Source organism: Variovorax sp. Varisp85 (genome assembly GCF_047304045.1).
Lineage (GTDB): Bacteria > Pseudomonadota > Gammaproteobacteria > Burkholderiales > Burkholderiaceae_C > Variovorax.
In genome coordinates this window covers 19,524-31,318 of sequence record NZ_JBGLYN010000078.1, presented here as the reverse complement: position 1 = coordinate 31,318, position 11,795 = coordinate 19,524, and the positions used below count along the sequence as shown (strand labels likewise).

The window sequence follows — 11,795 nt, the reverse complement described above, 5'->3', positions numbered from 1 at the left end:
GGAGGGGGGAGGCGTGGGCATGGTCTAATTTCGCTCGGGAATTCTAGGGTTCCCCAACTCCCACACATGATTGCTCTGATCGTCATCAGTTTCTTCGTCGCCGCTTTCGCGGTCCAGCTGTTCATGCGCCGCGCGCGCAGGCATGCCCGCCTCTATGGCGCCGACATGCCTCAGCGCTTCCACAAAGGCCATGTGCCGCGCCTGGGCGGTGCGGGCATCCTGCTGGGCATGGGCGTGGCATGGCTGGCGGCCGGCGTCACCGGCACCGATCCGTTCAACGTGTCGTGGCCGGTCAAGACCTCGATGCTCACGCTGCTGTGCATCGCGCCGGCGGTGCTGGGCGGCATCGTCGAAGACGTCACCCAGAACGTCAAGGTGCGCTACCGACTGGGGCTCACCATCGGCTCTGCGCTGCTCGTGTGCTGGGTGCTGGGGTTGGGCGTGGCGCGCACCGGCTCCGAAACGGTCGACGGCTGGCTGGCGATGATTCCCTTTGCCACTGTGCTGTTCGCGGCCCTGGCCATCGGCGGCCTGCCGCATGCCTTCAATATCATCGACGGCTACAACGGCTTGGCGGGCACGGTCGCCGTGCTGGTGTGCCTGGCAATTTCCCACGTGGCGCTGCAGGTCGGCGACCGGCAGCTGGCGGCCATGGTGATCTGCCTGGTGGGAGCCACCTTCGGCTTCCTGGTGTGGAACTACCCGCGCGGCAAGATCTTCGCCGGCGACGGCGGGGCCTACGTCTGGGGCATGGTGATCGCCGTGGCCTGCGTGACGCTGGTGCAGCGCCACCGCGTGGTGTCGCCCTGGTTCCCGATGCTGCTGCTGATCTACCCGGTGTGGGAGACGCTGTTCTCCATCTACCGCAAGCTGGCCCGCGGGCAGTCGCCCGGCACGGCCGATGCACTGCATTTCCACCAGCTGATCTTCCGCCGCATCGTGCGCGTGGCCTTCGCGGACGACGAAGCACGGCAACTGCTCGCGCGCAACAACCGCACCTCGCCGTACCTCTGGATGTTTGCTGCGCTGTCGGTGGTACCGGCCGTGCTGTTCTGGAACAACACCATCGTGCTGATGTTCTTCTGCCTGCTGTTTGTCACGACCTATGTGGGCGCGTACCTGATGATCGTGCGTTTCAAGGTGCCGCGCTGGCTGCGCCCGTGAACCGGCACACCCCCAGGCTTCGCGCACTTCATGTCGCTGCGCCAACCCCCTTGCAGGGGGCAACACCGGTGTGGCCCGGCAAAGCCGGTTCCACGGTGTTCCCGCGCAGTCAGTCGGCTGTCACCGCGATTGCGCGAGAATTTGAGCCTCACCTGATCGTCCACTGTTGCTTTGGAGCCTGACCGCCCATGACCGACCCCGTCCTCAACATCCCCCCCCGCGACAAGGCCGAGATCCTGGCCCAGGCGCTGCCGTACATCCGCAAGTTCCACGGCAAGACCATCGTCATCAAGTACGGCGGCAATGCCATGACCGATCCGGCGCTGCAGGCCGACTTCGCGGAAGACGTGGTGCTGCTGAAGCTGGTCGGCATGAACCCGGTGGTGGTGCACGGCGGCGGCCCGCAGATCGAGGCGGCACTCAACAAGCTCGGCAAGAAGGGCAGCTTCATCCAGGGCATGCGCGTGACCGACGCCGAGACCATGGAGGTCGTCGAATGGGTGCTGGCCGGCGAGGTGCAGCAGGACATCGTGGGCCTGATCAACCAGGCTGGCGGCAAGGCCGTGGGCCTGACCGGGCGCGACGGCGGCCTGATTCGCGCGCAGAAGCTCAAGCTGGCCGACCGCACCGACCCGAACCTGCACCATGACGTAGGGCAGGTCGGCGACATCGTCTCCATCGACCCCAGCGTGGTCAAGGCGCTGCAGGACGACGCCTTCATCCCCGTCGTGAGCCCGATCGGCTTCGGCGAGGAGAACGAGAGCTACAACATCAACGCCGACGTCGTCGCCGGCAAGCTCGCCACCGTGCTCAAGGCCGAGAAGCTCATGCTGCTGACCAACACGCCCGGCGTGCTCGACAAGGACGGCAAGCTGCTCACCAACCTGAGCGCGCGAGAAATCGACGACCTGTTCGCCGACGGCACGATCTCGGGCGGCATGCTGCCCAAGATCGAAGGCGCGCTCGACGCGGCCAAGAGCGGCGTGAACGCGGTGCACATCATCGACGGCCGGGTGCCGCACGCGATGCTGCTGGAGATCCTGACCGACCAGGCTTACGGGACGATGATTCGGGCGCGCTGAAAGTCAATTGCGAGACGTGCTAGCGGTACCCGTCGGGGTTGCGCTGCTGCCAGCGCCAGCTGTCGGCGCACATCTGGTCGAGACTGCGGCGCGCGCGCCAGCCCAGCGTCGCCTGAGCAAGTGATGGATCACCCCAGTAGGCCGGGACGTCGCCCGGCCGGCGCGGACCGATCTCGAAGGGTAGGGGACGTCCACTTGCGCGTTCGAAGGCCCGCACCACTTCCAGCACCGAGGCTCCCTGCCCGGTTCCCAGGTTGAGGGTAACGAGGCTCGATTGGATCTCCGCATGCTTCAAGGCCGCGACGTGGCCTTCAGCGAGGTCCATCACGTGGACATAGTCGCGCACTCCGGTGCCGTCCGGTGTCGGATAGTCGGCGCCGTGTATCTGCAATTTGTCGCGTTGCCCCACGGCGACCTGGCAGACGAACGGCATCAGATTGTTCGGTTTGCCGTGAGGGTGTTCGCCGATCAATCCGCTTTCATGCGCGCCGACCGGATTGAAGTAGCGAAGCAGCGCGATGCGCCAGCCGGGCTGCGAGCGATAAAGGTCGACAAGCGCTTGTTCCACCATGAGCTTGGAGCGACCATAGGGGCTTGCCGGCCGCAGGGCGGCGTCTTCCGGGATCGGCGAGTGCTCCGGTTCACCGTAGACCGTGGCCGACGAGGAAAAGATCAGTGTGTTCACGCCAGCATCCCGCATCGCAGAGGCAAGCATCAGACTGCCGCCCACGTTGGTGTCGTAGTACGCCAGCGGGTCGGCCACCGATTCGCCCACTGCCTTGAGGCCTGCGAAATGGATCGCGGCCGCGAACGGCATTTCTGCGAACACCCGGGCAAGCAGCGCGGCGTCGCGCACGTCGCCTTGAATGAATCGGACCGTGCTGCCGGTGATTTGGCGCAGCCGCTCCAGGACGCGCACGTCGCTGTTGCAGAGGTTGTCGAGAATCACGGGCACATAGCCGGCCGCAGCCAGCGCCACGCAGGTGTGGCTGCCGATGAAGCCGGCGCCGCCGGTGACTAGGATACGTTGGCTCATGAAGTTCTATCGATTGCCACGGAAAGCAGATTTTGAACGAGCTTTCGCGGGACTGCCGGCGCGCTCGGCCGGAGACGGCGCGTGCTCACAGCCCTGTGCGAGAATCAATTGATTACATCTTTGCACGCGCTCCCATGCAGAACGAAGAGACGACCAGTGCTTCCGGCGTAGAGACCTCTGCGGACACGCTTACCCCCCCGACGCGCAAGCGCCCGAAGCCGGGTGAGCGGCGCGTGCAGATCCTGCAGGCGCTCGCCGCCATGCTCGAGCAGCCCGGCGCAGAGCGGGTCACCACCGCTGCGCTGGCCGCGCGGCTCGAAGTGAGCGAGGCCGCGCTTTACCGCCACTTCGCCAGCAAGGCCCAGATGTTCGAGGGCCTGATCGACTTCATCGAGCAGAGCGTCTTCACGCTGGTCAACCAGATCCTGGAGCGCGAGGGCGCCACCGGCGCCCAGCAGGCCGCAAAAATCCTCACGCTGCTGGTCCAGTTCGCCGAGCGCAACCCTGGCATGACCCGCGTCATGGTGGGCGATGCGCTGGTCTACGAAAACGAGCGCCTGCAGCAGCGCATGAACCAGTTCTTCGACAAGATCGAAGCCACCCTGCGCCAGGTGCTGCGCGGCGCCGCCGCGGCCGACGGCTCGGCCACGCCCAGCGTCGACGCGCAGGTGCGCGCCGCGGCGCTCACGGCCTTCGTGGTCGGGCAGCTCCAGCGCTTTGCGCGCTCGGGTTTCCGCCGCGCGCCGTCCGAGCATCTCGAAGCAACGATCGCCTTGATCGTTTGATTCGTCCCTGTCGGGGCGATGGCTGATCGAACTGCGAGCCCGCAGGGTACCCAGGTGACGGCGCGGAGCCCGGCACCCCGCTCGACTTGCTTCGTTGCGAAGCGTAGGATCGGTGCCCCTTGCCGCCCCGTCGCGGCGACAAGTCCGTGTTCGTGTGGCTTCTTGAACGGAGGTTCGTATGAGCTATCACCTGGAAGGTCGCCTGCTCGAGGTATGCAACTGCAACGTCCTTTGTCCCTGCTGGATCGGCGAGGATCCTGACAACGGCACCTGCGACACGATCGTCGCGTGGCGCATCGACAAGGGAACGATCGACGGCATCGACGTCGGCGGCAACACCATCGCGGCCGTGGCGCATGTGCCCGGAAACATCCTGGAAGGCAACTGGACGGCGGCGATCTTCGTCGACGAAAGCGCTTCCAAGGAGCAGGAAGAAGCGCTGCTCAAGGTCTATACCGGGCAGGCCGGCGGACCGATCGCCGACCTGGCCAAGCTCATCGGCCAGGTCGTGTCGGTCGAGCGGGCGCCGATCCGCTTCACCGTGAACAACGGCAAGGGCGAGCTGGAGATCGGCAAGGACTACTACGCCGAACTCGAGCCCTACCGCGGCGCGACCGGCGGCCAGACCACCCTTTCCGACACCGTGTTCTCGACGGTTCCGGGCGCGCCGGTGTTCGTCGGCAAGGCCCCGACCTACCGTTCGAAGAATGCCGCGCTGGGCATCGACCTCGACATCAAGAACCACAACGCGCTGCAGAGCACCTTCGTCTTCGACGCATGAGCGCCGCGCGGGGCCGCCCCAAGCAAGTTCGCACCGCAGTGCGAAGCACGAAGGTTGCCCAATGAACCCGGCGGCCGGCTCGCCGCCGCGCAACGTCTCGCGCCACCGCCGTGTGTTCCTGCCGGTGCTTGCCGCGCTGATCACGCTCGCGTGGATGGCGTTGTGGGCATGGGCGCGCAGTCCCTACGGACGCTATCTCGAACACGGCGACTGGACCGCCTCGGGGCCGGCCGCGTTCCTGTGCCAGGTCGTTCCCGCCGGCGACGTGGTCGTGCCCATGGTGCTCTACGCCGCTTCGTGGATTCTCATGACGGCGGCCATGATGCTGCCGACGACGCTGCCGTTGTTCAACGCCTTCGACCGGTTGACCGAGGGGCGCCCGGACCATGGACGCCTTCTCGTGCTGCTGGGGCTGGGCTACATGGCGGTGTGGGGCGCCTTCGGGTTGCTGGCGCACGCACTCCACAGTGCGGTGCTGGCCCTGCTCGCCAGCGCGCCGACCCTGGCCTGGCACGGCTGGGTGATCGGTGCCGCGACCATCGCGCTGGCTGGAGCCTTCCAGTTCAGCCGTCTCAAGCACCGGTGCCTGGAGAAGTGCCGCACGCCGCTGAGCTTCGTCGTCGAGCATTGGCGCGGGCAGGCGCAGGCCAGGCATGCGTTCGCGCTGGGCACGCACCACGGCCTGTTCTGCGTCGGCTGCTGCTGGGCGCTGATGTTGTTGATGTTCGCGCTCGGCACCGGCAGCCTCGGCTGGATGCTTCTGCTCGCGGCCGTCATGGCGGTAGAAAAGAACGTTCCCTGGGGCCATCGTCTCAGCGCGCCGCTTGGGTTCGCGTTGCTGGGCTGGGCCGCCTTCATGGTGGCGATGCATGTCTGAAGCCATGTCTGAAGGGCGCCGCGGCCCGTCCCTCCTGCGGACCATCGCCCTTACCGCTGTGGCCATGGTCGCGTTCGCGGCCAATTCGCTGTTGTGCAGGCTCGCGCTGCAGCAACGGGGCATCGATCCCGCCAGCTTCGGCAGCATCAGACTGGTTTCCGGGGCAATCACGCTCGCGCTCGTCGTGCGGCTCAGGGTACGGCCGTCTGTGGCCGGGCGGACCGACTGGCTTGCCGCCGCCATGCTGTTCGCCTATGTCGCGTTCTTCTCTTTCGCCTACCTCAGCCTGCCCGCGGGAACGGGTGCGCTGATCCTGTTCGGTGCGGTTCAGCTCACGATGCTTGGTGCGGGTCTGGGCTCCGGCGAGCGCTTCGGGCCTGCTGCATGGTTCGGTTTCGCCCTGGCGGTGGTCGGACTCGTGTACCTGGTGTCGCCGGGGATTTCCGCGCCGCCGCTCTTCGGCGCCGTGCTGATGGCGGTGGCGGGCGTGGCGTGGGGCCTGTATTCATTGCGCGGCCGCGGCGTGGCCGACCCGCTGGCCGCCACTGCGCGCAACTTCACGCGGGCGGTGCCGCTCGCGCTCGCGCTGAGCCTGGGCTTCGTGGCAAGCGCTCATGCGGACGCGACCGGCGTCGCCCTGGCCGTGGCTTCCGGTGCGCTGACCTCGGGTCTCGGCTATGTCGTCTGGTATGCGGTGCTGGGCCGCCTTTCGGCGATGCGGGCAGCCACCGTGCAGCTGTCGGTGCCGCTGCTGGCCGCATTTGGTGGCGTGCTGTTCCTGTCCGAGGCGATCACGCCGCGGCTGGCGGCTGCCTCCGTGGCGATCCTGGGAGGCATCGCGCTCGTGCTGAGCCAGAAGTCGCAAAGCGTGCGCCGTTAGCCGGCGTCAAGCCCTTACGCGATGGCAATGCCCACCTTGGCACCCGCCGCGACGATCTCCCCCCACGTCGCCTCATCGACCCAGATCCCGTCCCGCCGCCGCGCAGCCCGCGCCTTGCGCTCCGGTTCGCCGGCAATCTGCACCTCGTCGAAGCCCTGTCCCGGCGGGCTCTGCCGCAGCCATTCGACGAACTCCCGCGCCTCCTGGTCGAACGAAGTCTGCGTGCCCAGGCGTGCCGGGTCGATCAGCACCGTCAGCATGCCGTTGAGCACCGTGCGGGCCGTGTCGGCCGGCCGGTGCCATGTGCCACCGCCCGTGAGTGCACCGCCCAGCAGCTCGCACGCCACGGCCATGCCGTAGCCCTTGTGCTCGCCGAAGGTCATGAGCGCGCCGAACAGGCCGTTGCCCTGAGGCACGACCACCACGCCGGGGTCGTTGGTCGGTGCGCCGTTCTCGTCGATCAGGTAGCCGTCGGGTACGCGCTCGCCCTTGTTGTGCGCCACGCGCATCTTTCCCTGCGCGACGCGGCTGGTCGCGTAGTCGAGCACGAAGGGGTCCGCGCCCGAGAGTGGAATGCCGATGCAGCACGGGTTGGTGCCGAAGCGCCCGTCGCCGCCGCCCCAGGGCGCGACCACCGGACGCGACAGCACATTGACGAAGTGCATCGACACCAGCCCCTGCGCCGTCGCCATCTCGGCGAAATGTCCGATGCGCCCCAGGTGGTGCGCATGCGAGAGCGTGAAGATGCAACTGCCGTGCTGCTTCGCCCGCGCAATGCCGAGCTCCATCGCCTGCACGCCGACGATCTGCCCATAGCCGTGCTGGCCGTCCAGCCCCATCAGCGTGCCGATGTCGAGGTTGACGCGCACGGCGGCGTTGGGCTTCAGCCCGCCCTCGGCCACTGCATCCACGTAGCGCGGCAGCATGCCCACGCCGTGCGAGTCGTGGCCGCTGAGGTTCGCCAGCACGAGGTTGGCGGCCACCTGTTGTGCTTCGGCCGGGGTGCTGCCTGCGGCTTCGAGGATGCGGGCGACGGTGGCTTGCAGGCCATCGGCCTCCAGTGTTCTGGACATGGATCAGACTCCCTTCGCGTTCAGCGTGATGGTATAGAGCGACGTGGTCGCACAAATGAAAAGGCGATTGCGCTTCGGCCCGCCGAAGCAGACGTTGGCCACGCGTTCGGGCAGCAGGATCTTGCCGAGCAGCGTGCCGTCGGGGTGGTAGGCGTGCACGCCATCGAGCGCGCTGGTCCAGATGCGGCCTTCGGTGTCGAGGCGGAAGCCGTCGAACAGGCCGCTGGTGCATTCGGCAAACACTTCGCCGCCGCTCAGGGTGCGGCCGTCGGCGCCTACCTTGAAGCGGCGAATGTGCCGCGGCCCGTCCGCCGCATGGCTCGCGCCGGTGTCGGCGATGTACAGCAGCGATTCGTCGGGCGAGAACGCCAGCCCGTTGGGCTTCACGAAGTCGTCGGCCATGCGCTCGACCTTGCCGCTCGCGGGGTCGATGCGGTAGACGTGGCAGGCGCCGATCTCGCTGTCCGCCTTCAGGCCTTCGTAGTCGGAGAGGATGCCGTAGCTCGGGTCGGTGAACCACACGCCGCCGTCCGAATGCACGACCACGTCGTTCGGTGAATTGAGCCGCTTGCCCAGCCAGTGCGAAGCCAGCACGGTGATCGATCCGTCGTGCTCTGTGCGCGTCACGCGCCGCGTGAGGTGCTCGCAGCTCACGAGCCGGCCCTCGCGGTCGACCGTGTGGCCATTGGCGTTGTTCGAAGGCTCGCGGAAGATGCCGACCGTGCCGTTGACCTCGTCGTAGCGCAGCATGCGGTTGTTGGGAATGTCGGACCACACCAGCGTGCGGTGCGCGCCGAACCAGGCGGGACCTTCGCACCAGCGCGCACCGGTCCACAGGCGTTGCACCCGCTCGGGGCCGGGAATGCAGGTCTTGAAGCGAGGGTCCAGGTGTTCGAAGCCGGTGCCGTCGAGGAAGCCGAAGGGGAGTGTGGCCATGGGGTTCCTTGTCGATGGATTCACATCACGGCGCCGACCTGCCACGGAACGAACTCGTTCTGCCCGTAGCCGTGCTGCTCGCTTTTCGATTGCGCGCCCGAGGCGGTCGCGAGCACCAGTTCGAAGATTCGCTGGCCCATCTCCTGGATCGACGCGGTGCCGTCCACGATCTCGCCGCAGTTGATGTCCATGTCTTCTTCCTGCCGCTGCCAAAGCGCCGAGTTGGTCGCGAGCTTGAGCGAGGGGGAGGGCGCGCAACCGTACGCCGAGCCACGCCCGGTCGTGAAGCAGATCAGGTTGGCGCCGCCGGCCACCTGGCCCGTGGCGCTCACCGGGTCGTAGCCCGGTGTGTCCATGTAGACGAAGCCGTGCGCGGTGACGGGCTCCGCGTATTCGTACACCGCCTCGAGGTTGCTCGTGCCGCCCTTGGCGACCGCGCCCAGCGACTTCTCGAGGATGGTGGTGAGCCCGCCTGCCTTGTTGCCCGGCGAAGGGTTGTTGTTCATCTCGCCTTCGTTGATGGCGGTGTAGTGCTCCCACCACTTGATGCGGTCCACCAGCTTCTGGCCGACTTCGCGCTTCACGGCACGGCGCGTCAGCAGGTGCTCGGCGCCATACACCTCGGGCGTTTCGCTGAGGATGGCGGTGCCGCCGTGCGCCACCAGCAGGTCGACCGCCGCGCCCAGCGCCGGGTTGGCGCTGATGCCCGAGTAACCGTCGGAGCCGCCGCACTGGAGCCCGATGGTGATGTGCGCAGCGCTGCATGGCTCGCGCTTCACCGCGTTGGCGCGCGGCAGCATCTCGTTGATGAGCGCCACGCCTCTCTCCACCGTCTTGCGCGTGCCGCCGGTGTCCTGGATGTTGAAGGTGCGGAAGTTCTCGCCCTCGGCCAGGTGGCCGGTCGCGAGCCAGGCGTTGATCTGGTTGGCCTCGCAGCCGAGCCCGACGACCAGCACGCCCGCGAAGTTCGGGTGCGTGGCGTATCCCGTGAGCGTGCGCTCCAAAATCTGCATGCCCATGCCCTCGGTGTCCATGCCGCAGCCGGTGCCGTGCGTGAGCGCGACCACGCCATCGACGTTCGGGAACGCCGCAAGTGCTTGCGGATTGGTCTTGCGCGAGAAGTGGTCGGCAATGGCGCGCGCGGCCGTGGCCGAGCAGTTCACGCTGGTGAGCACGCCGATGTAGTTGCGCGTGGCCACGCGGCCGTCTGGGCGCTTGATGCCCATGAAGGTGGCTTCGCGCTTGGCGGGTGCGGGCTTCACGTCGGCGCCGAAGGCGTAGTCGCGTTCGAAATCTCCCTTGTCCGGACCCATGTCGAGGTTCTGCGTGTGCACGTGCTCGCCGGCGGCGATGGGCTTGCTCGCGAAACCGATGATCTGGTTGTAGCGGCGCACAGGCTCGCCCGGCGCGATGGCGCGCATGGCGATCTTGTGGCCCGGCGGGATCAGGCCGCGCACGGCCACGTTCTCGACGACGGTGCCGCCGAGCAGTTGCGAGCGCGCGATGACGACGTCATCGGCGGGGTGGAGTCGGATGTAGGGAGTCATCGTGAGTGTCTGCCGGCGCTTGTTTGTTTGTCAGGAGGCCTTGGTGCGGCGCCAGCTCGCGCTGAACCGCTGGTGGAACTTGTCCATGTGATGGTGCATTGCGTCGCGCGCCGCGGCCGGGTCGTGCGCCGCGATGGCGTCGAGGATGGCTTCGTGCTCGCCGATGGCGGCCTGCCACGAGTCCATGGTCTCGAAGTAATCGATCATCCGGGCGAAGATCGGCCCATGCCGCGACTCCCAGAAGCCCTGCACCGTCTCGGTCAGCACCACGTTGTCGCACGCGTTGACGATGGCCAGGTGGAAGGCGCGGTCGCCCTCGTGCGGCACCTCGTTGCGTGCAGCCATCTCGCGCATCATGCGGATCGCGCGGCGCATGGCGTCCACGTCCTTGCGCTTGCCGTACTGGGCCGCGGTGGCGGCGGTCTCGCCTTCCACCAGGCGGCGCGCGCGGATGATTTCGAGCGGGCCCCATTCGACGCCGGCTGCGCCGTTGGCTGGCGGGGCCGCTCGGTGCGACCTGTCGAGCACGTACACGCCCGAGCCGGTGCGGATCTCGACCCAGCCTTCGACCTCCAGCGCAATCAGCGCCTCGCGCACCGAGGGCCGGCTCACGCCCAGCTGCGCGGCCAAGTCGCGCTCGGCGGGAATGCGCGCGCCCACCGCGAACTCGCCCTTGCCGATGAGCACGCGCAGCTGCTCGGCAATCTGGCGGTAGAGGCGCTGGGGTTCGAGGGTCTGGATCGGCACGGGAACGAAAAGAGGAAATCGAACGGGTTAAGGGTTGTCCTGAATTGGACAAGTGGTAAGGCCAATTCAGAATACGATACACCGCCCGGATCAACATCGGGCCTAACCCGAGGAGACACCCATGAGATTGAAGGGAAAGACCGCGCTGGTCACCGCCGCAGGCCAGGGCATCGGCCGTGCCAGCGTGCTCGCCATGGCGGCCGAAGGCGCGCAGGTCTGGGCCACCGACGTCAACGAAAAGCTGCTCGAACGCTACGCCGGCATGCCCAACGTCACGGCGCTCAAGCTCGACGTGCTCGACAAGGCCGCCATCGGCGCGCTGGTGGCGAAGCTGCCCGCGCTCGACGTTCTCTTCAACTGCGCGGGCGTGGTGCACAACGGCACCATCGAGCAGGCCACCGACGACGAGCTGCTGTTTGCCTTCAGCCTCAACGTGCGCGCGCAGATGTGGACCATCCAGGCCGTGCTGCCCGGCATGCTGGCGGCCGGGCGCGGCAGCATCATCAACATGGCGAGCGTGTGCTCCAGCATGAAGGGGCTGCCCAACCGCTTTGTCTACGGCACCACCAAGGCGGCGGTGCTGGGCCTTACCAAGAGCGTGGCGGCCGACTACGTGGCCCGGGGCATCCGCTGCAATGCCGTGTGCCCGGGCACGGTCGATACGCCTTCGCTCGGCGACCGTATCAACGCCAACGCCGACCCCGATGCCGCCCGCAAGGCCTTCATCGCGCGCCAGCCCATGGGCCGGCTCGCGCAGGCCGAGGAGATCGCGCCGGTGGTGGTGTTCCTTGCGAGCGACGAATCGATCTTCGCTACCGGACAGGCCTTCACGGTCGACGGCGGCATCACCATATGACCCGCTCGACTTCGCGGGCCACCGCTGTGGT

Annotated in this window: 12 protein-coding genes; 7 read left to right on the top strand and 5 right to left on the bottom strand. The window is 67.4% G+C overall.

Translation table 11 applies throughout. The features are described from left to right. Positions 1-66: 66 nt before the first annotated feature. Both ACCC97_RS24600 and argB read left to right on the top strand, forming a co-directional pair. Positions 67-1,164: a glycosyltransferase family 4 protein gene (locus ACCC97_RS24600; protein WP_413316088.1), complete on the top strand. Its 1,098-nt coding sequence runs from the start codon at positions 67-69 to the stop codon at positions 1,162-1,164. Positions 1,165-1,352: 188 nt separating this feature from the next. Beyond that, positions 1,353-2,246 carry an acetylglutamate kinase gene (gene argB, locus ACCC97_RS24595; RefSeq protein WP_007838986.1) on the top strand — a complete coding sequence of 298 codons (894 nt, stop codon included), beginning with the start codon at positions 1,353-1,355 and terminating at the stop codon, positions 2,244-2,246. A 19-nt stretch (positions 2,247-2,265) separates the two neighbouring features. On the opposite strand, the gene galE is transcribed toward argB, so the two are convergent. Further along, a complete protein-coding gene (gene galE / locus ACCC97_RS24590; RefSeq protein ID WP_007838988.1) occupies positions 2,266-3,282 on the bottom strand; it encodes a UDP-glucose 4-epimerase GalE in 1,017 nt (338 codons plus the stop codon). 134 nt (positions 3,283-3,416) lie between these two features. Here galE and slmA point away from each other — a divergent pair, with 134 nt between their 5' ends. The 4 genes from slmA (at position 3,417) to ACCC97_RS24570 (ending at position 6,605) form a co-directional block, all read left to right on the top strand. Further along, positions 3,417-4,067 (top strand): nucleoid occlusion factor SlmA, encoded by a 651-nt coding sequence (gene slmA, locus ACCC97_RS24585; protein WP_007838990.1) that lies wholly within the window; start codon positions 3,417-3,419, stop codon positions 4,065-4,067. Positions 4,068-4,245: 178 nt separating this feature from the next. Further along, a complete protein-coding gene (locus ACCC97_RS24580) occupies positions 4,246-4,848 on the top strand; it encodes a DUF1326 domain-containing protein (protein WP_007838991.1) in 603 nt (200 codons plus the stop codon). Positions 4,849-4,909: 61 nt separating this feature from the next. Further along, the gene (locus ACCC97_RS24575; RefSeq protein ID WP_413316090.1) at positions 4,910-5,725 is read left to right on the top strand and encodes a DUF2182 domain-containing protein; all 816 of its coding nucleotides are present in this window, start codon (positions 4,910-4,912) and stop codon (positions 5,723-5,725) included. Between the two features lie 4 nt (positions 5,726-5,729). Beyond that, positions 5,730-6,605 (top strand): DMT family transporter, encoded by an 876-nt coding sequence (locus tag ACCC97_RS24570; RefSeq protein ID WP_413335570.1) that lies wholly within the window; start codon positions 5,730-5,732, stop codon positions 6,603-6,605. A 14-nt stretch (positions 6,606-6,619) separates the two neighbouring features. Here the strand turns inward: ACCC97_RS24570 and ACCC97_RS24565 are convergent, their stop codons facing one another. Genes ACCC97_RS24565 through ACCC97_RS24550 form a run of 4 tightly spaced genes read right to left on the bottom strand, consistent with a single transcriptional unit; the run spans position 6,620 to position 10,908 of the window. Then, positions 6,620-7,678, bottom strand: coding sequence for a malate/lactate/ureidoglycolate dehydrogenase (locus ACCC97_RS24565; protein ID WP_413335568.1), 1,059 nt, complete (start codon positions 7,676-7,678; stop codon positions 6,620-6,622). A 3-nt stretch (positions 7,679-7,681) separates the two neighbouring features. Next, on the bottom strand, positions 7,682-8,614 hold the full coding sequence (locus ACCC97_RS24560; RefSeq protein WP_413335566.1) for an SMP-30/gluconolactonase/LRE family protein: 933 nt from the start codon (positions 8,612-8,614) through the stop codon (positions 7,682-7,684). A gap of 20 nt (positions 8,615-8,634) precedes the next feature. Beyond that, positions 8,635-10,161, bottom strand: a complete 1,527-nt coding sequence (locus tag ACCC97_RS24555) for a UxaA family hydrolase (protein ID WP_413335564.1) — start codon at positions 10,159-10,161, stop codon at positions 8,635-8,637. Positions 10,162-10,191: 30 nt separating this feature from the next. Next, positions 10,192-10,908, bottom strand: coding sequence for a FadR/GntR family transcriptional regulator (locus ACCC97_RS24550; protein WP_007839003.1), 717 nt, complete (start codon positions 10,906-10,908; stop codon positions 10,192-10,194). Positions 10,909-11,029: 121 nt separating this feature from the next. On the opposite strand from ACCC97_RS24550, the gene ACCC97_RS24545 reads away from it, so the two are divergent. Continuing rightward, positions 11,030-11,764: an SDR family oxidoreductase gene (locus tag ACCC97_RS24545; RefSeq protein WP_007839005.1), complete on the top strand. Its 735-nt coding sequence runs from the start codon at positions 11,030-11,032 to the stop codon at positions 11,762-11,764. Positions 11,765-11,795: the final 31 nt, after the last annotated feature.